Origin of the sequence: Rhizobium leguminosarum (genome assembly GCF_001679785.1) — a bacterium.
Classification (GTDB): domain Bacteria; phylum Pseudomonadota; class Alphaproteobacteria; order Rhizobiales; family Rhizobiaceae; genus Rhizobium; species Rhizobium leguminosarum_R.
On sequence record NZ_CP016286.1, the window covers coordinates 2,617,501 to 2,638,272 of the forward strand.

The 20,772-nt window shown below is 60.9% G+C and carries 20 protein-coding genes and 1 pseudogene; 13 read left to right on the plus strand and 8 right to left on the minus strand.

From position 1 onward, the window contains the following. Positions 1-4: 4 nt before the first annotated feature. Positions 5-1,351, plus strand: a complete 1,347-nt coding sequence (locus BA011_RS13085) for a sigma-54-dependent transcriptional regulator (RefSeq protein WP_065280787.1) — start codon at positions 5-7, stop codon at positions 1,349-1,351. A 32-nt stretch (positions 1,352-1,383) separates the two neighbouring features. Here the strand turns inward: BA011_RS13085 and BA011_RS13090 are convergent, their stop codons facing one another. Further along, positions 1,384-1,851, minus strand: a complete 468-nt coding sequence (locus tag BA011_RS13090; RefSeq protein ID WP_003541645.1) for an Lrp/AsnC family transcriptional regulator — start codon at positions 1,849-1,851, stop codon at positions 1,384-1,386. A gap of 230 nt (positions 1,852-2,081) precedes the next feature. On the opposite strand from BA011_RS13090, the gene trxB reads away from it, so the two are divergent. The 6 genes from trxB to BA011_RS13120 all read left to right on the plus strand — a co-directional run bounded on the left by trxB (position 2,082) and on the right by BA011_RS13120 (position 8,015). Next, positions 2,082-3,056: a thioredoxin-disulfide reductase gene (gene trxB / locus BA011_RS13095; protein WP_065280788.1), complete on the plus strand. Its 975-nt coding sequence runs from the start codon at positions 2,082-2,084 to the stop codon at positions 3,054-3,056. Between the two features lie 22 nt (positions 3,057-3,078). Further along, entirely contained in the window at positions 3,079-3,975 is an 897-nt protein-coding gene (locus tag BA011_RS13100) for a LysR family transcriptional regulator VtlR (RefSeq protein ID WP_018446649.1), read from the plus strand. Between the two features lie 554 nt (positions 3,976-4,529). After that, positions 4,530-4,823 carry an ArsR/SmtB family transcription factor gene (locus BA011_RS13105; protein ID WP_011652911.1) on the plus strand — a complete coding sequence of 98 codons (294 nt, stop codon included), beginning with the start codon at positions 4,530-4,532 and terminating at the stop codon, positions 4,821-4,823. Between the two features lies 1 nt (position 4,824). Continuing rightward, entirely contained in the window at positions 4,825-5,991 is a 1,167-nt protein-coding gene (locus BA011_RS13110; protein ID WP_065280789.1) for an MFS transporter, read from the plus strand. Between the two features lie 24 nt (positions 5,992-6,015). Beyond that, positions 6,016-7,140 carry an alkene reductase gene (locus tag BA011_RS13115; protein WP_065280790.1) on the plus strand — a complete coding sequence of 375 codons (1,125 nt, stop codon included), beginning with the start codon at positions 6,016-6,018 and terminating at the stop codon, positions 7,138-7,140. A 74-nt stretch (positions 7,141-7,214) separates the two neighbouring features. Beyond that, complete coding sequence (locus BA011_RS13120; RefSeq protein WP_065280791.1) at positions 7,215-8,015, plus strand: aminoglycoside phosphotransferase family protein; 801 nt, start codon at positions 7,215-7,217, stop codon at positions 8,013-8,015. Here the strand turns inward: BA011_RS13120 and BA011_RS13125 are convergent. Next, complete coding sequence (locus BA011_RS13125) at positions 8,012-9,034, minus strand: NAD(P)H-binding protein (RefSeq protein WP_065282527.1); 1,023 nt, start codon at positions 9,032-9,034, stop codon at positions 8,012-8,014. The two genes, BA011_RS13120 and BA011_RS13125, sit on opposite strands and share 4 nt — an antisense overlap. A gap of 94 nt (positions 9,035-9,128) precedes the next feature. Between BA011_RS13125 and BA011_RS13130 the strand changes: the two genes are divergently transcribed. Then, on the plus strand, positions 9,129-10,055 hold the full coding sequence (locus BA011_RS13130; protein ID WP_065280792.1) for a LysR family transcriptional regulator: 927 nt from the start codon (positions 9,129-9,131) through the stop codon (positions 10,053-10,055). Next, a pseudogene (locus BA011_RS13135) lies at positions 10,033-10,548 on the plus strand (GrpB family protein). The gene BA011_RS13130 and the pseudogene BA011_RS13135 overlap by 23 nt, the downstream one beginning before the upstream one ends. A gap of 2 nt (positions 10,549-10,550) precedes the next feature. Here BA011_RS13135 and BA011_RS13140 read toward each other — a convergent pair. Continuing rightward, positions 10,551-10,832, minus strand: a complete 282-nt coding sequence (locus BA011_RS13140; RefSeq protein ID WP_065280793.1) for a DUF2188 domain-containing protein — start codon at positions 10,830-10,832, stop codon at positions 10,551-10,553. 231 nt (positions 10,833-11,063) lie between these two features. Between BA011_RS13140 and BA011_RS13145 the strand changes: the two genes are divergently transcribed. Next, positions 11,064-12,161, plus strand: coding sequence for a calcium:proton antiporter (locus BA011_RS13145; protein ID WP_065280794.1), 1,098 nt, complete (start codon positions 11,064-11,066; stop codon positions 12,159-12,161). Positions 12,162-12,266: 105 nt separating this feature from the next. Here BA011_RS13145 and BA011_RS13150 read toward each other — a convergent pair whose 3' ends face one another. The 5 genes from BA011_RS13150 to BA011_RS13170 form a co-directional block, all read right to left on the minus strand. Continuing rightward, a complete protein-coding gene (locus BA011_RS13150) occupies positions 12,267-13,136 on the minus strand; it encodes a 3-deoxy-manno-octulosonate cytidylyltransferase (RefSeq protein WP_065280795.1) in 870 nt (289 codons plus the stop codon). Between the two features lie 46 nt (positions 13,137-13,182). Beyond that, on the minus strand, positions 13,183-14,166 hold the full coding sequence (locus BA011_RS13155; RefSeq protein WP_065280796.1) for a glycosyltransferase family 8 protein: 984 nt from the start codon (positions 14,164-14,166) through the stop codon (positions 13,183-13,185). 98 nt (positions 14,167-14,264) lie between these two features. After that, positions 14,265-14,651 carry a type II toxin-antitoxin system VapC family toxin gene (locus BA011_RS13160; protein ID WP_064247780.1) on the minus strand — a complete coding sequence of 129 codons (387 nt, stop codon included), beginning with the start codon at positions 14,649-14,651 and terminating at the stop codon, positions 14,265-14,267. 2 nt (positions 14,652-14,653) lie between these two features. Further along, positions 14,654-14,914 carry a type II toxin-antitoxin system Phd/YefM family antitoxin gene (locus BA011_RS13165; RefSeq protein WP_011652922.1) on the minus strand — a complete coding sequence of 87 codons (261 nt, stop codon included), beginning with the start codon at positions 14,912-14,914 and terminating at the stop codon, positions 14,654-14,656. A 100-nt stretch (positions 14,915-15,014) separates the two neighbouring features. After that, the gene (locus BA011_RS13170; protein ID WP_065280797.1) at positions 15,015-16,217 is read right to left on the minus strand and encodes a pyridoxal phosphate-dependent aminotransferase; all 1,203 of its coding nucleotides are present in this window, start codon (positions 16,215-16,217) and stop codon (positions 15,015-15,017) included. Between the two features lie 383 nt (positions 16,218-16,600). Between BA011_RS13170 and BA011_RS13175 the strand changes: the two genes are divergently transcribed. The 3 genes from BA011_RS13175 to BA011_RS13185 all read left to right on the plus strand — a co-directional run bounded on the left by BA011_RS13175 (position 16,601) and on the right by BA011_RS13185 (position 20,759). After that, the gene (locus BA011_RS13175; RefSeq protein WP_065280798.1) at positions 16,601-18,988 is read left to right on the plus strand and encodes a marine proteobacterial sortase target protein; all 2,388 of its coding nucleotides are present in this window, start codon (positions 16,601-16,603) and stop codon (positions 18,986-18,988) included. Positions 18,989-19,045: 57 nt separating this feature from the next. After that, positions 19,046-19,996: an IS481 family transposase gene (locus BA011_RS13180; RefSeq protein ID WP_072637808.1), complete on the plus strand. Its 951-nt coding sequence runs from the start codon at positions 19,046-19,048 to the stop codon at positions 19,994-19,996. Positions 19,997-20,063: 67 nt separating this feature from the next. Then, positions 20,064-20,759 (plus strand): class GN sortase, encoded by a 696-nt coding sequence (locus tag BA011_RS13185; protein ID WP_065280799.1) that lies wholly within the window; start codon positions 20,064-20,066, stop codon positions 20,757-20,759. The last annotated feature ends 13 nt before the right edge of the window (positions 20,760-20,772 follow it).

Consider the following 20,772-nt stretch of genomic DNA (forward strand, 5'->3'; position numbering starts at 1 on the left):
GGTCATGGACACACTGATGCCTGTTGCACTGATCGACGACGACAAGGACCTGCGCCGCGCCACCGCCCAGACGCTCGAACTCGCCGGATTTTCCGTTTCCGCCTATGACGGCGCGAAAGCCGCGCTGGCGGAACTGCCGGCGGACTTTGCCGGCCCCGTCGTCACCGATATCCGCATGCCGGAGATCGACGGACTGCAGCTCTTCGCCACGCTGCAAGGGATGGATGTCGACCTGCCGGTGATATTGATGACCGGCCACGGCGATATTCCCATGGCCGTTCAGGCGATCCAGGATGGCGCCTATGATTTCATCGCCAAGCCCTTTGCAGCCGATCGGCTCGTCCAGAGCGTGCGTCGCGCAAGCGAGAAGCGGCGGCTTGTTCTGGAGAACCGCATGCTGCGAAAGGCAGCCGAAGATGCGCAGGAGAATTTGCCGCTGATCGGTCAGACGCCTGTCATGGAAAACCTCAGAAACATTCTTCGCCACATCGCCGATACCGATGTGGACGTGCTCGTCGCCGGCGAAACGGGCAGCGGCAAGGAAGTGGTTGCCCAGCTCCTGCATCAGTGGAGCCACCGCCGGAGAGGCAATTTCGTCGCGCTGAACTGTGGCGCCCTGCCCGAAACTGTCATCGAAAGCGAGCTGTTCGGCCACGAGGCCGGCGCCTTTACCGGCGCCCAGAAGCGCCGCACGGGCCGCATCGAACATGCAAGCGGCGGTACGCTTTTCCTCGACGAGATCGAAAGCATGCCGGCCGCCACCCAGGTCAAGATGCTGAGGGTGCTGGAGATGCGCGAGATCACGCCGCTTGGCACCAATGAGGTGCGCCCGGTTGATCTTCGCGTCGTCGCGGCGGCCAAGATCGACCTTGGGGATCCCTCGGTGCGCGGCGATTTTCGTGAGGATCTCTATTACAGGCTGAATGTCGTGACGATCTCCATTCCGCCGCTGAGAGAACGCCGCGACGATATTCCGCTGCTGTTTTCCCACTTCGCCGCTCGCGCCGCCGAGCGCTTCCGTCGCGATGTCCCGCCGCTTTCACCGGATGTGCGACAGTATCTCGCCTCGCACCCATGGCCGGGCAATGTCCGCGAACTCTCGCATTATGCCGAACGCGTGGTGCTTGGCGTGGAAGGCGGAGGAACGGCAGCAGTCGCTCCGCAGCCGACGGATGCGACGCTTCCCGAACGGCTGGAGCGCTACGAGGCGGAGATCATCCGCGATGCGCTGTCGGCCAATGACGGCGACGTCCGCCGCACCATCGAGGCGCTCGGCATTCCGAGAAAGACGTTTTACGACAAACTCCAGCGCCACGGAATCAATCGGGGCGGCTACATCTCGCGCAAGTAGTTGGCGATGATGTTTGCTCTGCCGAGGTGGCGTTAGACCTCCACCAGTCCCAGCTTCTTCACCTGCCGGATCGTCAGCATGGTGCGCACGGTATCGACATGTTCGTTCGCCGTCAGCACCTCGATGACGAAATCCTGGAAACGTGTGAGGTTCTCCGCCACGCAGTGCAGCAGGAAATCGCTGTCGCCGGAAACCATCCAAGCCTGGCGCACCAGCGGCCATTCGGCCGTGGCGGCGGCGAAGGCTTTGAGATTGCCTTCCGACTGATGCTTGAGGCCGACCATGCAGAAAGCGACGAGGTCGAATCCGAGCTTCGGGCTGTTCAGCATCGCGTGATAGCCCTCGATGATGCCGGCTTCCTCGAGCTTGCGCACCCGGCGCAGGCAAGGCGGCGCCGAGATGCCGACCCGATCGGCGAGCTCCACATTGGTCATGCGGCCGTCGGCCTGCAGCTCCCGGAGTATCTTTATATCGATGACGTCGAGTTCCGCACGACCCACATCATTGCCTTTCTTTAATTCTCCGCGGGGAGCTTCTATATAAAGCCGCGGAATACGCAAGAAAGTTTCACGCCGATGACGGATTCTTGCACATCCGGCCGATTTGCCTTGTTGGTAACGCAAGGCTGCCCTTGAATAAAAGCATTGGACGTTCATAAATGGCGCAGGGACGCGAAACGGCCGCAATCGCTATCTAGCCGCCGCCCTCCTGCCAGTCGAAAGGAAATGACATGCCCGCCCGCCATACCAAGGTGCTCATCATCGGTTCCGGACCCGCAGGCTATACCGCCGCGGTCTATGCCGCGCGCGCCATGCTGAAACCGGTTTTGATCGCCGGTCTCGAACAGGGCGGCCAGTTGATGATCACCACCGATGTCGAGAACTATCCGGGCTTTGCCGATCCGATCCAGGGTCCCTGGTTGATGGAACAGATGCTGCAGCAGGCAAAACATGTCGGCGCTGAGATCGTCAACGACCTCGTCACCGAAGTCGACATGAATCAGCGTCCTTTCGTCGCCCGCACCGACAGCGGCCAGGTCTGGACCGCCGATACGCTGATCATTGCCACCGGCGCCAAGGCCAAGTGGCTCGGCATCGAGAGCGAGCAGCATTTCCAGGGCTTCGGCGTTTCGGCATGCGCCACTTGCGACGGTTTCTTCTATCGCAACAAGGATGTGATCGTGGTTGGCGGCGGCAACAGCGCCGTCGAGGAGGCGCTCTATCTCTCCAACATCGCCAAGTCGGTCACATTAGTGCATCGCCGCGACTTCTTCCGCGCCGAGAAAATCCTGCAGGAACGCCTGTTCTCCAAGGACAATATCAAGGTTCTGTGGAATACCGAAGTGGCTGAGATTACCGGCACGCCGGCCAAGCCGCCGATGCCGCAATCCGTATCCGGAGCGCGCCTGCGCGACGTCAGAACCGGCACGATCACGGAGATGGTGATCGATGGCGTCTTCGTCGCTATCGGCCATGCGCCGGCAACCGAGCTCTTCAAGGACAAGCTGAAGCTGAAGGACAATGGTTATCTCTGGACCGCGCCGGATTCGACTGCGACCAGCCTGGACGGCGTCTATGCCGCGGGCGACGTGACGGATGATACGTTCCGCCAGGCGATCACTGCCGCCGGCCTGGGGTGCATGGCTGCACTTGAAGCCGAGCGATATCTGACGGGCCACATGCCCGTCGCCGTGGCCGCGGAGTAAGATCGGCATGAGGGGTGGGGGAATGCCATTGGATTGGGACAAGCTGCGTATTTTTCACGCAGCTGCCGAGGCGGGTTCGTTCACGCATGCGGCGGATAAACTGCATCTGTCCCAATCCGCCATCAGCCGCCAGGTCAGCGCGCTGGAGCAGGATGTCGGCACCAAGCTGTTTCACCGCCATGCGCGTGGCCTGATTCTGACGGAACAGGGCGAGCTGCTTTACCGCACCGCCCATGACGTGCTGCTGAAGCTCGAAACCGTGAAGATGCAGCTCACCGAAACGACCGAGACGCCATCCGGCAAGCTGCGCGTCACGACGACAGTCGGCCTCGGCCAGGGCTGGCTGACCGACAAGATCCAGGAATTCCTGCAGCTCTATCCCGATGTGCAGATCCAGCTGATCCTCGACAATGAGGAAGTGGATGTGAACATGCGTCATGCCGACTGCGCGATCCGCCTGCGCCAGCCGCAGCAATCCGACCTCATCCAGCGCAAACTCTTCACCGTGCACATGCACGTCTATGCGGCCCCGTCCTACATCAATCGCCACGGCGAGCCGCAGAAGGTCGAGGATCTCGACAATCACCGCATCATCACCTTCGGCGAGCCGGCACCGAGTTACCTGCTCGATGTCAACTGGCTTGAGGTCGCCGGCCGCTCGTCCGACAACAAGCGTATTCCGCATCTGCAGATCAACAGCCAGACCTCGATCAAGCGCGCCGCCCTGCTCGGCATCGGCGTCGCCTGCCTGCCGGATTACATCGTCGGCCGCGACCCAGGCCTGATTCAGCTGGCAATCAATGCCGACGTCCCTTCCTTCGACACCTATTTCTGCTATCCCGACGAGATCAAGAACGCCGCCAAGCTGAAAGCCTTCCGCGATTTCATCGTCAGCAAAGCCAGAAACTGGAACTTTTGAGCCTGGTTTTATTGATAAATCGGTTACTATGCAGTACACGCATGACTGGCATGCACAAATGAGGGTTGCCGTTTGCACATTAAACCACCATATCGCTCATAGCTGATGCACATGGTGGCTTTTCCTCCCAGTTCCACCGCATTAGCTGTTCCCCTCTGGAGGTTTTTGACCTTCACACTTATAAGGGCCCTGGTTTTCCAGTGGCCCTCTTTTTTTGCCTTTCTTCCTCAGCGAAATGCCGCACCGCAAAAAAATTGTGCGACGCATAGCAGACATGCACAAAAAAGCATTGAAACCTGCTCAAGGAAGCACCATATCCTTCTCAGCTGATGCATCTTGTGGTTTCTCTCCCAGTACCACCGCATTAGCTGTTCCCCTCTGGAGGTTTTTTGACCTTCACAATTATAAGGGCCCTGGTTTTCCGGTGGCCCTCTTTTTTTGCCTAAAATTTACTCATTCAACAAGACCCATCGCCTCGCGGCTCCGTGATTTGCATATCGAAGTTCGACGATCGATATATCGGTCAGGCACGATTTATAATTCGGCGAACGACGATGGACAAAGACGAAATTATCAAGGCGCTCGCCCATCCCACCCGGATGGACATTCTGAACTGGCTGAAAAACCCCGAGGAGCATTTCCCCTCACAGGAGCATCCTTTCGAAATGGGCGTCTGCGCCAGCCAGTTCGAGCGCTGCGGCCTGTCGCAGTCGACGGTCTCGGCCCATCTCGGCACGCTACATCGTGCCGGTCTTGTCACCACCAAACGCGTCGGCCAGTGGATCTTTTACAAGCGCAACGAAGAAACCATCGCTGCCTTCCTCAAGCAACTGACGCAGGACCTTTAGAATGCCCCTCGCTCTCCTCGTTCTTGCCTTGAGCTCGCTTGCGATAGGCACCGCCGAATTCGTCATCATGGGTCTGTTGCCGGAGGTCGCAGCCGATCTCTCGGTCAGCATCCCGCAGGCCGGGTGGCTGGTGACCGGTTATGCCCTGGCGGTCGCGGTCGGCGCGCCTTTGATGGCGATTTCGACTGCGAAGCTGAAGCGCCGCACCGCCCTGATTGCGCTGATGGCCTTCTTCATCGCCGGCAACCTGCTTTGCGCTCTGGCGAGCGACTACTGGGTGCTGATGATCGCCCGTGTCGTGACAGCACTCTGCCACGGCGCCTTCTTCGGCATCGGCTCGGTGGTCGCCGCCGGCCTCGTTGCCGAAGACCGCAAGGCCCGCGCCGTCGCGCTGATGTTCACCGGCCTGACGCTCGCCAATGTTCTCGGCGTGCCGCTCGGCACGGCGATCGGCCAGGCCTATGGCTGGCGCGCCACCTTCGGCGTCGTCACCGTCATCGGTATCGTCACCATTCTCGGCCTGATCGCCATCCTGCCCAGGGACAAGCAGCAAGAAAGCGGCAGCATCCTGCGCGAGATCGCAGCCCTCAGGAATGGCGGCCTGTGGCTGGCGCTCTCCACCACCGTCTTCTTCGCCGCCTCGATGTTCGCCCTCTTCACCTATATCGCGCCGCTACTGCGCGACGTCACCGGCGTGTCGCCGGAAGGTGTCACCTGGACGCTGTTCCTGATCGGCCTCGGGCTGACCATCGGCAACCTCGTCGGCGGCACGCTTGCCGATTGGCGGCTCGGCGCGACGCTTGCCGGCGTCTTCGCCGCGATCGCCATCACTTCGATCGCCTTCAGCTATACGAGCCGCTTCTTCATCCCGGCTGAAATCACCCTCTTCCTTTGGGCAATGGCAAGCTTTGCCGCCGTGCCGGCGCTTCAGGTCGGCGTCGTCGGCTTCGGCAAGAACGCACCGAACCTCGTCTCGACGATCAACATCGGCGCCTTCAACACCGGCAATGCGCTCGGTGCCTGGGTGGGCGGCCTGGTCATCGACGCCGGCTTCGATCTCACCCGCGTTCCGCTCGCCGCGGCCTTGATGGCCCTGATCGGCCTCGGCGCGACGGCGCTCACCTATCTCTCCGCCAGGGGCCGGGCCGCCCTCGCCCCTGCCGAGTGATCCTCCCGCAAAGAAAGGACCATCATGGCCAAGCTTTTCGAACCCACCAAAGTCGGCGACATATCAGTCAAGAACCGAATCGTCATGGCGCCGCTCACCCGTAACCGCTCGCCGGGCGCAATCCCCAACGACCTCAACGTCGAATACTACCGCCAGCGCGCTACCGCTGGCCTGATCATCACCGAAGCAACCGCGATCACCCATCAAGGCCAGGGTTATGCCAATGTGCCTGGTCTCTACAGCAAAGAGGCTCTCGGCGGCTGGAAGCGCGTCACCGACGCCGTTCACGCAGCCGGCGGCAAGATCGTTGTCCAGATGTGGCATGTCGGCCGCATCTCGCACACGACGCTGCAGCCGAACGACGGCAAGCCGGTTTCCTCGACCAACCGCATCGCCAAGGCCAAGACCTATCTGGTCAATGCCGACGGCACCGGCAGCTTTGCCGACACCTCCGAACCACGCGCGCTCGAAACCGCCGAAATCCCCGGCATCATCGAGGATTACCGCAAGGCTGCCCGGGCGGCGATCGACGCCGGCTTCGACGGTGTCGAGATCCACGGCGCCAACGGTTACCTGCTCGACCAGTTCATCCGCGACGGCGTCAATGACCGTACTGATGCATATGGCGGCTCGATCGAAAACCGCACCCGTCTGACCTTCGAAGTCGTCGATGCCGTGGTGAAGGAAATTGGCGCCGGCCGCACGGCGATCCGCATCTCGCCAGTGACGCCATCAGGCGAAAGCTACGATTCCAATCCGCAGGCGACCTTCACCCATGTCGTCGAAGGACTGGCCAAATACGAGCTCGCCTATATCCATATCATCGAAGGCCAGACCGGCGGCGACCGCGACTACAAGCAGGGCAACAACCCCTCCTTCGATTACAAGGCGCTGTGCCAGACTTATGAAAAGGCCGGCGGCAAGGCCGACTGGATGGTCAACAATGGTTACGATCGCGGTCTGGCGATCGACGCTGTCGAAAGCGGCCGCGCCGATCTCGTCGCCTTCGGCAAGCCCTTCATCGCCAATCCCGATCTCGTCGAGCGCCTGGAACACAACCTGCCACTCAACACGCCCGACCAGTCGACCTTCTATGGTGGCACCGGCAAGGGCTATATCGACTATCCCATTCTCGAAAAGGTCGCCTGACCCTTCACACGCGAATGCGAATCCCGCCGAAAGGCGGGATTTCCATCTTCGGCGGGTTTTTGTAGGGTGCCGCCATGTTTGCTCCCTATCTTGATCGCTGGTCGCTCATAGCAGACGGCGAGCCCATCATCACCCACTCCAGCCGCCTGCTGCCGGTCCTCTGGCAGGACAGGCCTGCCATGCTGAAAGTGGCGGCCGATATCGACGAACGATACGGCGCGCTTCTGATGCAGTGGTGGGAGGGGGACGGGGCAGCCTATGTGTATGCTCATGAGGGCGATGCCGTGCTGCTCGAAAGGGCGACGGGAAAACGCTCGCTGCTTGCCATGGCCATGAACGGCGAGGACGATGAGGCAAGCCGCATCCTCTGCCGCACCGCGGCCCGGCTGCATGCGCCGCGCGATAAACCGCTTCCCGATCCCATCTCCCTTACCCGCTGGTTCCGTGATCTGGAGCCGGCGGCAGGCAAGCATGGCGGCACGCTTGCCGATTGCTCGGCGATCGCAAACGTTCTCGTTGCCGATCAGCGTGATGTCACCATCCTCCATGGCGACATCCACCACGACAATATCCTCGATTTCGAGGCGCGCGGCTGGCTGGCCATCGATCCGAAGCGGCTGTACGGCGAGCGCGGCTTCGATTTCGCCAATATCTTCGCCAACGAAGAACTGCCTGTCATCACCGATCCCGCCCGTTTCCGCCGCCAGTTGGCCATCGTCTCCGCGGAGGCGAAGCTGGAGCCGAAGCGGCTGCTGCAGTGGATCGTAGCCTATTCCGGTCTTTCCGCCGCCTGGTTCCTCGGCGATCCGAATATTCAGCAGGCAGAAACGGCCCTGACGGTCGCCCGGATCGCGCTGGCCGAACTCGAGAGCTAACCCGCGTTCTGCGACAAGTGCCCGATCAGGGCGTCCGCCGTGTCACGATGCGGTTCGGGCAGGCAGCCGAGTGCCACGAGCGAAGCCCTTACCGCCTCGTCGATCGGTGTCTGCGGCTCTTTGCCAAGTTCGGCCGTAAGCTTGTCGTTCCTCATCCGCACCGGCACCTTCCAGAGATAGCGCATCTCCTTGATTTCCCGCATCACGGGCACGAAGAGTGCAGCAAGCGGCACGATCCACCAGGGGAAGTTGCCGATCTTTGCCTTACCGCCGGCAACGCGCTTGATCGCTTCGGCCATCTGCATGCCATCAGCATCCCAGAAGCCCTCCATATGATAGACGGTGAAGGCCGGCAGCCGATCGGCCCGCTCGATGAGCTGGGCGATGGTTTCCGCCATGTCTGGCAGGTAGGTCCATTGATGACCGACACCGCGCCGACCCGGGTTCCTGATCGTGCCGACCGGCTTGCCTGGGGTTACGAGACCAGACGAAAACCAGCTATTGGCCGTCGTGCCTGGGCCGAAGAAATCCCCCGCCCTGACGATGATGACGCCGGCGCCGGACTGCGACGCGGCCTTCAGCCGCCTCTCCATTTCGACCCGGATCGTCCCCTTCTTAGTCACCGGATGCTGCGGGCTTTCTTCCGTCGGCGCCGGTAGGGCGTCGGGACCGAAATTATAGACGTTGCCCGGCAGCACGATGCGCACGCCGACAGCGCGAGCAGCGGCGATGGTATTGTCGAGCATGGGCAGCACCAGCGTTTCCCAGTCGCGATAGCCGGGCGGATTGACGGCATGGACGATCAGGCCGACACCTTCGGCCGCCCTCAGGACGTCGCCCGCATTCATCGCATCGCCCTGCACCCATTCGAAAGCCGGCTCGCTCCTCGACGCCTTGGCGGCGTCACGGTTCAGCGCCCGGACACGCCAGCCGCGCGCAACCAGCTTGCGGGCAACCGCGCCGCCGATACCGCCTGTCGCGCCGAGAATAAGGGCCGTCATCTTCATTTCGCTGCTCATGACAATCATCTCCTTCCATCGGATGAGAGGATCATGCCATCAGCATGGCATAAACGAAATTGACGAAAGAAATACATCTGTTATACAAAAATGTATGAACATGGAGCCGAGTTGGGATTTCTACCGCAGTTTTCTTACCGTGCTTCAGCAGGGGTCGCTTTCGGCGGCCGCCCGCGAACTGGGGCTAACCCAGCCAACCATAGGCCGCCACGTCGACGCTCTGGAACTGGCGATCGGCGCCGAACTTTTCACCCGCTCGCCGAACGGCCTGCTGCCGACCGATGCCGCACTGGCCTTGAAGCCCTATGCCGAGACGCTGGCGGCAACTACCGCCGCCCTTTTGCGCACCGCATCCGGCCAGCGCGAGCGCGTGGCGGGAACGGTCAGGGTTAGCGCCAGCGAGGTCATCGCCGTCGAAGTGCTGCCGGGGATTCTCGGACCGCTGCAGGAGACCTATCCCGAACTGCAGATCGAGCTCTCGGCATCCGATATGATCGAGGACCTGGTGAACCGCGAGGCCGATATTGCCGTGCGCATGGCAGAGCCGCAGCAAGCCGCGCTCGTCGTGCGCCGCATCGGCGATATCCCGCTCGGCTTTCATGCCCATCGCCGCTATCTCGAACGACACGGCATACCACAAACCCTGTCTGACCTCGCAAACCACCGGCTCATTGGCTTCGACCGACAGACGGCCTATGTCCGCATCGCGATGAAACGTTATGCGGTGCCCGACATCAGATTCTCCTACAGAACCGACAGCAATCTTGCCCAGCTTTCGGCGATCCGCGCTGGCGTCGGCATCGGTCTCTGCCAGATCGGACTTGCCCGCGAGGACCCTGATCTGGTGCACGTCCTGCCTGATGCCTTCGCTATACCGCTCGGCACCTGGGTGGCGATGCATGAGAGCCTGAAGACTTCGCCGCGCTGCCGTGCCACCTTCGACGCGCTGGTCAAGGGGCTGCAGGACTATCATCGATATTCGACCTGGCGGGAACGAGATGGCAACGCACAATCCGGTTGAGCTCGTGCCCTATGATCCGCAATGGCCAGAAGCCTTCCAGCGCATCCGCGGCAGGCTTCTGGCCTTGCTGCCGCAGGCGCTCTCCATCGATCACATCGGCAGCACGTCCCTACCAGGCATGATCGCCAAACCGCTTATCGATATCGACATCGTTCTTCCCGGCCTCGGGCATATCGAGGACGCCACACGCGTGCTTCTGGCCGAAGGCTATGAGCCGCGCGGCAACCGCTATGACGACGAAGTCTGAGCGTTTTTATCGAGAGCTTCAGTGCCGGCGGAACGGGTCTACCTTTGCCCGGCAGGCAATGGCACGCATCGAAACAGGCTGGCTTTCCGGGATTATCTCATCGCGCATCCACATGCGGCGGCCGATTATGCCGCACTCAAACGCAGGCTGGCGGCCGAATTCCGGATGGACGGCGACGGTTATACCGCACATAAACGCGAATTCGTCGACGCGATTGTCGCGCGGGCATTGATGGACGATCGCTAATTTCAGATGCCTTGCGAGGCCCCGGCGCTGCGATCCTTCCACAGGCCATCCACCACCTCGGTTTCCGGCCGGTCGCCGCCCTCAGCATATTCCTCATGCCACTTGCCGTTCTCGTCCTGCCAACTGATCTCGGCGGAATCGCCGCCGACCTGCTGTTCGGCCGCGACGATGCGCGCAGCTTCGAGCGCCTCGGCATGGGTCGGGAATGCCTCGGAATAGACACCCCCCAGCCTGTAGGCCCAGCCGCCGTCATGCGGCACGACTTCGTAGACCACCTTGATCATGCATCCGTCTCCTCATCTTCTTGTTGCGCATTCGCACGCTTCCGGAAAAGATCCGGATCATCGCGGCCGCTTGACGAGAATTCGAGGACGCCGCGATCTGCTTTCCGGCCCCGATGACGCTCAGTATTCCATTAAACGCCGAAGACTGCAAATCGCACTCGACCAGGACTTGCTTGATATGCGAAATCAGCGACTTAGATAGAGCGCATAAATCGAGACAGGAGCTGAGGCTTGGGGATTGCGTCACGCTTTAAAGAGGAAAAGTTTCTGGTCGCCGCACTTGTCGTTGCAGCGATCGCCTATTTCTTCGAACATGCAGTGATCGAGATGGGGCGCGGCGTCGCGCTGATTGCCGCAGCTGCCCTCGTCGGCACCATCGTACTCGCTTCCATCCGCGTTGCCCATCATGCCGAGCTGCTCGCCGTCAAGGTCGGCGATCCCTATGGCACGATGATCCTGACGCTCTCGGCCGTCGCCGTCGAAGTCATCATCCTCGCCATCATGATGAGCGGCGAAAGCTCGCCGACGCTGGTGCGCGACACGATCTATTCTGCCCTGATGCTCGATATCAATGGCATTCTCGGCTTAGCCGCCCTGCTCGGCGGCCTTAAGCACGGCGAACAGCCCTACAACGACAATTCCGGCAAGACCTACGGCGTGATGATCCTGACCGCCATGGGCATTTCAATGATCGTGCCGGAATTCGTGCCGAGCGACAAATGGCACTATTATTCCGCCTTCACCATCGTCGCGATGATCGCGCTTTATGGCCTCTTCCTGCGAATGCAGGTTGGCCAGCACAGCTATTTCTTCAGCTACAGCTATCCGCGCTCCGAACGGAAGAAAGAAAGTCCGCATGAGGATGACCACGACGCACCGGCCGCGATCTCGATCGCCACCATTCTCGCCGGCGTCGTCATTATCGGCCTGCTCGCGGAATTCATGGCGACCTTCATGGCGGAAGGCCTGCGCGACAGCGGCGCGCCGATCGCCGTGACCGCCGTCGTCGTCGCGGCGATTTCGGCCGCCCCCGAGATCCTGACCGCGTTGAGGGCGGCGCTGAGGAACCGCATGCAGGCGACGGTCAACATCGCCATGGGCGCCTCGCTGTCGACGGTCATCCTGACGGTGCCCGTCATGGAGGCGATCGCGCTCTATACCGGCCAGCCCTTCATCATGGCGATGACCCCCGTACAGACGGTGATGGTGGCGATCACGCTGATTGCCGCCGCGATCAACCTCAACGACGGCGAGACCAACGCGATCGAGGGCATGACGCATTTCATCCTCTTCGCCACCTTCGTCATGCTGACGGCGCTGGGCCTTTGATGGCTTCGTCTTTCTAACAGGGGAACGAACAGCAGTGATCCGCACGCGTAACGTCAAATCATAGAGCAGCCTGACAGCCCGCCTTTTGAGGAGAGCTTTCGACAGTCATTCCTTCGACTTTTCGAGAAAACGCTGCTTGCGGGTTTTCGGCTTGAAGCGCCGGAAGAAACCCTCGATGGCGCGGATGGATTTGGTGACGGACATGAGCCTGTCGATCTGGCTGTTTGCGTTGTGGAGCCGCTCCGACAGGACTTCGGCCGCCGTCATCGCGATTTCGATCGGCGGCACCTGTGGAAACCGTCTGGCAAGTGCAGCATAGGGGCTGGCATCCACGCCGCCCATCATCGAGATCGTACCCATCCGTGCAAAGAGACGCAGGAAAATCTGCTCGAACGTCCAGTCGTGCACGTCAAAGACCTTCCACTTCTCGCTCCTCTTCGCCGAAAAACCGGCAAGCAGGATCTTGCCCGGCAGTTGCAGCTCGGCGAGCCACAGCGCCACCGCAAAACCACTCGTCGCGATCTTGCCCACCGGATAGACGTCGACGAGCATTTTCGTCAGATCAAGATGGCGGGTTTCAGCGCCTTCGAAGCTGCCCTCCTCGCTGAAGTTTTCCTCCGGGGAGACGCGAATGTTGACGACGCCCAAAAAATCGTCGCCGGCAAAGAAGCGCAGGACATCCGCCGCCTCGCGCCGGTGGACGATATTGGCTCCCATTACGCCGCTGCGGGCAAATAGCACCGCATGGCCGGCGAAGGGCTCGTCGAGCACCTTATAGACATTGTTGAAGAAGACGTAGAGCGCCGTCTCCGGCAATTCGCTTCGCAGCCGTTTGAAATCGACGGCCTCGCTGTTTGCCACCAGCACGACGTGGGAATAGTGCGACAACAGCGCTTTCCACGCATCCGGCGTCAGAAAATTGAAGCCGCTATCCGGGGCGGGCATGGTCTGCGTGTCGCTGGGGATTGCTTCCATATCGGCTCACATGCACTTTCCAAGGACGATGCGCTCTGCCGTCCCACTAGCTGTTGCTGAAATAAGCGCGTGTCCGTGCCAGCCGCGCCAGCCCGCCGATCCGCTTTCCCAAATGCGAAACGAACCCCGCGATCCGGCCCGTCATCGATGGCTGCCTGCAGAAGGAAGCCCACGGCGTATTGGCGAGATCCTCTGCATAACGCTTCGCCATCCGGCGATGCACCCACGGCACAGTCGCCTGCCACGGCTTTTTCCGGCCGGTGAAATGGATGATCGCCGGCTGGCCGACGAAAGGCAGGAGGCCGGTCTGCGTGTTCCAGCGAGGATCGAGCACCAGCCAGTCGCCATCGAAAGTGACGTTCAGCGCATCCTGGTCGTTATTCTCGAAAAGATGCGATCGCTCCTCGAATATCTCCCGTGTCCTGGCAAAAAGCCCCCTCGCCCGGCAGGCCGACCAGTCGAACAGCAGAACGCCGGCATTGAAATAGTGGCCGCCCTCGCGCATGCCGATCTTTCGCTGCCGTGCGCCGGCCTTCTCGGGAAAGGCCATAACATAATCGTCTATGGCGGCAAGCACCTTGCCCTGCAAATCCATGTCGAAGAGGTCGTCGACCGGCGCAACCGCAAGCACATCGGCATCGAGATAAAGCAGCCGCTCGACATGATCGGGAATGTGCAGATCCATGTAGAGCCGCGCCAGCGTCGCGCCCGACCAGCGGCCGCGCGCCTGCAGCGTATCCGGCGTATTGTAGGGTAGCACCTTGATTGCCATGCCGTGCAGCCGCGCGAAATTTCCGACCTCGGCGATCTCGTTCGGCTCGAGGTCGATGCCGAGAAGCAGGAACTCCACGGTGGAATCTGAGAGCTTGCGCTTGACGGAAAGCAGGGTGCAGCAGGCCGCCGGCAGCATGTTGACATCCGAACAGACGATCACGGCACTCTGCTGCAAAATCCCGGCCTCCCGAAGCGGCGACTTAAACTGATGCCGGATATCTAGTTGGTTTGATGCCAACCCGCAACCGCAGATCACCCGCCTGACAGTCTCTCTGCGTCACGTTTTGAATCGGAATTCAACGACGCGAGGTAAAGCGGATTCAGATGAGGAGCACATTGAATCGGAACGTGAACTTAGAGCCGCAGCGCCAATGGATGATCAACGAGCAGCCGGTCGACTGTCGCAAGCTGCAGCCCCTCGACCTTGCATTGCGCAAGCAGCAAGCGATCGAAGGGATCGCGCGTCTCCGGCTCGGGGTCGGCGGCGGTGATGACGTGCGCGATATCGATGGGCAGGATCGTCAGCCCGGTCTCCCCGAGATAAACGGGAATGGTCTCGAGGGGCAATCCGGGCTGCAATTTTCCAAGCCTTGTCTTGATGGCAATTTCCCAGAGGCTGGCGACGCTGACGAATCCGATGGCGGCACCGTCCGAAAGCACCTGCTCGACACGCGGAAAACGCTCCGCCAGTTTCTTCTGGGCAATTGCAATCACCATGTGCGTGTCAAGCAGCAGACGCATGATCACGGCAGCGGCTTGAGAAGAAAATCTTCCGGCAAAGGATCGTCGAAGTCGTCGGCGATATACATCTCCGTGCGCGTGATACCCTTGGAACGAAGATAGGCTTCGCCGGCCTCCAGGTTCAAACCGCCGCGTTTTTGATGAGGCACGAGATCGAACACCGGCCGGCCGTTGCGCGTCACGACAATGGTCTCGCCTTCCTCGACCTCGCGGGCAAGCTCGGTCAGGCGGTTCTTCGCATCGCGGATCGAAACGGTCTTCATGCAGCTAAATGTAGCCACATGCAGCCACATCGTCAACGCCGCCAACAAAAAAGGCCCGCCGTTGCCAGCAGGCCTTCGATCGGTGTTTTTGAAAACCCGCTTACTTGCAGGCGCCGCAGAAGCGCTGGATACGGCGGCAGGCTTCCTCGAGCAGCTCTTCCGATGTCGCGTAGGAGATGCGGAAGTTCGGGCCGAGACCGAAGGCCGAACCGTGAACGACGGCAACGCCTTCCGTTTCCAGGAGCTCGGAAACGAAATCCTCGTCCGTCTCGATCACCTTGCCCGACGGAGCCGTCTTGCCGATTAGGCCGGCGCAGGACGGATAGACATAGAAGGCGCCTTCCGGCACCGGGCAGAAAATGCCCTTGGCCTGGTTCAGCATGGAAACAACGAGATCGCGACGGCCTTCGAAAATCTTCTTGTTTGCAGGGATGAAGTCCTGCGTGCCGTTCAGCGCTTCGACAGCCGCCCACTGGGCGATCGACGTCGCACCCGAGGTCTGCTGACCCTGGATCATGTCCATGGCCTTGATGAGCTGGATCGGACCGGCCGCATAGCCGATACGCCAGCCGGTCATCGCATAGGCCTTGGAGACGCCGTTCATCGTCAGCGTGCGGTCGTAGAGCTTCGGCTCGACCTCGACAGGCGTGACGAACTTGAAGTCGCCATAGGTCAGGTGCTCGTACATGTCGTCGGTCAGCACCCAGACCTGCGGATGCTTCATCAGCACATCCGTCAGCGCCTTCAGTTCGTCCTGCGTATAGGCCGCCCCCGTCGGGTTGGACGGCGAGTTGAAGATGAACCACTTGGTCTTCGGCGTGATCGCCTTTTCGAGATCGGCGGCCTGGAGCTTGAAGTTATGCTCCTGGGTGGCAGAAACGAAAACCGGCGTGCCGCCGCACAGCGCCACCATCTCAGGATAGGAAACCCAGTAAGGCGCCGGGATGACGACTTCGTCGCCGGGGTTCAGCGTCGCCATGAAGGCGTTGAAAAGGATCTGCTTGCCGCCGGTGCCGACGATCGTCTGCTCCCAGGAATAGTCGAGGCCGTTCTCGCGCTTGAACTTGGCAGCGATCGCCTTGCGCAGTTCCGGGATACCGGAAACCGGCGTGTATTTCGTCTCGCCGCGGTTGATCGCGTCGATGGCGGCCGTCTTGATATTATCAGGCGTATCGAAATCCGGTTCACCCGCGCCGAGGCCGATGACGTCACGTCCTTTTGCTTTCAGCTCGCGCGCTTTCTGGGAGACGGCGATGGTGGCTGAAGGCTTCACACGGGAAAGAGCATCGGCAAGGAAAGCCATGATAACGGTCCTAATGGTTGAAACGGGCAGAAAGCCGGGACCGGAGTTCTGCGGTTAGCTCTATGTCCAATGTATGACGGCATTTCAAGCGGAAAGGCGTCATGGTGGCATGATTCTTATTGATCGGTTCGCCGCGCCACCCGCCCGGCACGCCATCCCCTCGGAGAGGCTTGCGTCACGCGGTCGAAACGCCATGCGAAGATCTTGAATCAATCTCTGAAGTCACCCGGATTTATCCCCTGAAATCAGTGGCATCGTCGAATTCGGCCATTGCCACGAATAAGCCGCAACAAATGCTGCGCCACGCCGCAATTCGGTCGCGAGCGCGCCGAGATCGAAGCCGCATCATCCGGCATCCGAAATTGGTTATTGAGGGTATGCCAATGTTTCTGGAAGATGAGTTTGCCATAGGGCGCATTCGTGCGCGCCGAATATCCGTTTCAGTCCTTGTTGCCGTCACCGCCTTTGCCGCCTGCATCGCCGCGATCCTGGGGCTTGCCTCTGCCGCCCGCGCTGCCGAGACGCCGCAGGCATCCGCCCAGCTCGCAGCGCTTGTCCGGCCGAACGACGTCAATAGCGGCTCGCTGCTCTTTCCTTCGAAGGAGCCGGGCTTCTATGTCGAAGCGCCGCGGCTGAAAACCGATGTCGCCATCGATGTCTCCGGCCCGATCGCCAGGGTGAAGGTGACGCAGCGCTTCCAGAATCCGAGCCAGGGTTGGGTCGAAGGCACCTACGTCTTTCCGCTGCCGGACAATTCCGCCGTCGACGCGCTGAAAATGCAGATCGGCGAACGCTTCATCGAAGGCCTGATCAAGCCGCGCCAGGAAGCCCGCGAGATCTACGAGCAGGCCAAGGCCGAGGGCAAGAAGACGGCGTTGCTCGAGCAGCAGCGGCCGAACATCTTCACCAACCAGGTCGCCAATATCGGTCCCGGCGAAACCATCGTCGTCCAGATCGAATACCAGCAGACCATCCACCAGTCGGGCGACGAGTTCTCGCTGCGCTTCCCGATGGTCGTCGCTCCGCGCTACAATCCGGCGCCGATCGTCCAGACTGTCGAGTTCAACAATGGTGCCGGTTTCGCCACGCCGCGTGACCCGGTGGAAAACCGCGACAAGATCGAAGCCCCCGTGCTCGATCCGCGTGAGAACGCCAGGATCAATCCGGTTTCGCTGACTGTCGACCTCAAGGCCGGTTTCCCGCTCGGCGACGTCAAATCGTCCTTCCACGCGGTCGATATCAGCCAGGACGGCGACCAGGCGAGGACGATCAGCCTGAAGGCGGACACCGTTCCCGCCGACAAGGATTTCGAGCTCACCTGGAAGGCCGCTCCCGGAAAGATGCCGAGTGCCGGCCTCTTCCGCGAAGTGATTGATGGTAAGACCTACGTGCTCGCCTTCGTCACCCCGCCCACGGCCCCGGACGCGGTAACGCCGCCGGCAAAACGCGAGGTGGTCTTTGTCATCGACAATTCCGGCTCCATGTCCGGCCCGTCGATCGAGCAGGCGAGGCAGAGCCTGGCGCTTGCCATCTCCAAGCTGAACCCCGACGACCGCTTCAACGTCATCCGTTTCGACGATACGATGACCGACTATTTCAAGGGTCTCGTTGCTGCGACCCCTGACAATCGCGAAAAGGCGATCGCCTATGTCAGAGGACTGACCGCTGACGGCGGCACGGAAATGCTGCCTGCCTTGCAGGCTGCGCTGCGCAACCAGGGACCGGTCGCAAGCGGCGCATTGCGCCAGGTCGTGTTCCTGACGGATGGCGCGATCGGCAACGAACGGCAGCTCTTCCAGGAAATCACCACAAACCGCGGCGATGCCCGTGTCTTTACCGTCGGCATCGGCTCGGCGCCGAACACCTATTTCATGACCAAGGCCGCCGAGATCGGCCGCGGCACCTTCACGGCGATCGGCTCGACCGACCAGGTGGCAAGCCGCATGGGCGAGCTTTTCGCCAAGCTGCAGAACCCAGCCATGACCGATATCGCCGCGACATTCGAAGGCATCGAAGCCGAGAATATCACGCCGAACCCGATGCCGGACCTCTACAGCGGCGAGCCCGTCGTGCTGACCGCGGAGCTGCCTGAGGCGAAGCCCGCCGGCAAGCTGCAGATCATCGGCAAGACAGGCGACCAGCCCTGGCGCGTCGAGATGGATATCGCCAATGCCGCCGACGGCAGCGGCATTTCCAAGCTCTGGGCACGCCGCAAGATCGACGATTTCGAGGCCCGTGCCTATGAGCGTCAGGATCCGGCCGCGCTCGACAAGGATATCGAGACGGTGGCGCTCGCCCACCATCTCGTCTCCCGCCTCACCAGCTTGGTTGCCGTCGATGTCACCCCGTCGCGCCCGGCCGATCAGCCGCTCGGCTCGGCCAAGCTGCCGCTCAACCTGCCGGATGGCTGGGATTTCGATAAAGTCTTCGGCGAAAACGCTGCCCCTCTTGGCGGCGCAGAACGCCATGGCTCGGCTGCGCCGGCAGAAAACGCCGGACCGGAGCAGGCTGCAGCCGAAACACAGGATCTCGCCGCATCGCCTGAGATCGCAAACATGATGGCCGCAGCCCCGACTGCCAAGGCGGCCACCATGATCGCGCAGAAGAGCTCGACCGTGAACCTGCCGCAGACGGCGACGCGTGCTGACGAGCAGATCATCCGCGGGCTGACCATGCTGTTCCTGGCGCTGACGGCGGCAAGCGGGCTGGCCGTCTGGCGGCGGCGCCTCAAGCGCATTATTGCGGTCGGAGCCAAGCGCAATGGTCTCTAGGTGTTTAGTCCCGGCATTTGATGGTGCATTATTTTCCTTAGAATGGAGGGAGGCACTATGGGCCAGGTTCTACACGGGAGCGCCACAACGACAGAGGCAATCCGTCGAGCAATACAAAATAGTGAAGAGAGCCTGAGAGCGCTTTCAAAGCGGTATGGGGTCAATCAGAAGACAATAGCCAAATGGAAGAGACGGACATCATTGGCCGATCTTCCGACAGGCCCGAAGGACCCGCATTCGACAATCCTCTCCCTTGAAGAAGAAGCCGTCATCGTCGCCTTTCGCAGGCATACATTGCTGCCTCTTGATGACTGCCTCTATGCCCTTCAACCGACGATCCCGCATCTGACACGTTCGTCCCTGCACAGGTGTCTGCAGCGCCACGGCATTTCACGCCTGCCGGAAGTGAAAGGCGACAAAGAACCGAAGAAAAAGTTCAAAAGCTACCCGATCGGCTACTTCCACGTCGATATTGCCGAGGTGCAGACGGCTGAGGGCAAGCTCTATCTCTTCGTGGCGATTGATCGCACGTCCAAGTTCGCCTTCGCTGAGCTCTATGCCAAAGCTGGCAAGATGAATGCCGCCCAGTTCCTGCGCAACCTGATCGCGGCGGTGCCCTACACCATCCATACTATCCTGACCGATAATGGCATCCAGTTCACCAACCGGGCCTGTGACCAAAATGCCTTCCAGCACATCTTCGACCGAGTCTGTGAGGAATACGAGATCGAGCATCGCCTGACAAAGGTTAAGCACCCATGGACCAATGGGCAGGTCGAGCGGATGAACCGGACGATCAAGGAAGCGACTGTCAAGCGCTTCCACTACGACGATCACGCACAACTGAAAAAGCATCTCGCCGACTTCATCGACGCCTACAATTTTGGGCGCAGGCTCAAGACACTAAAGGGCCTCACCCCCTACGAGTTCATCTGCAAAAGGTGGACTTCCGAGCCAGATCGATTCATCATCGATCCTATCCATCAAATGCCGGGACTAAACATCTAGGCTCTCTGCAAGCCCGAACGAGGAAGCGGCCGAATTCGAGCCGCTTCCGACCTATCTGGAACTCGCCATGGCCGCCGCCACGGCCCACGACATGCCGAAGCCGCGCCAGCGGAAGGGTTTCTTCCTCTGGCGTCTTTCCTCAATCGAAAAGGCAATCGCCTTTGCCATCGCCGGCCTTGCCTTTTATGGCTTGGCGCTGATCGGCGACGGTTTCCTGCTGAAGGCGAAAGCGGAGCTCTCCCAAATCCTGCTGAAACGCGCCTTCGCCGCGGAGCTGCAGGGGAAAGAGACAAAACCCTGGCCCTGGGCGGATTTCACCACGGAGGCCAAGGTGCGCGCCCCGCGCCTCGGCAAGGAGGCTATCGTGCTTTCCGGCGCCTCTGGCGAGGCTCTGGCCTTCGGTCCGGCCTGGCTCGCCAACACGCCGCAACCGGGCGAGGAAGGCACCTCCGTCATCGCCGCCCATCGCGACACGCATTTCCGCTGGCTGCAATATATAAGGCCCGGCGATACGATCGAGGTCACTCGCCGCGACGGCAAACTATTGACCTTCAAGGCCGGCGAGGGCCGCATCGCCCCGTGGGATGCCAACGGCATCGATCCCTCCTCCGAGGGCCACCGCCTGGTTCTGACCACCTGCTGGCCCTTCAATGCCACCGAACGCGGGCCACTGCGCTACATCCTTGAGGCAGAATTGGTCGACGACCAGGCAACGGGCTCGGTTCAGCCGCCGAACACAAAGCCGTTATTGCAGACCGAATAAGGTTGAAGCTCTC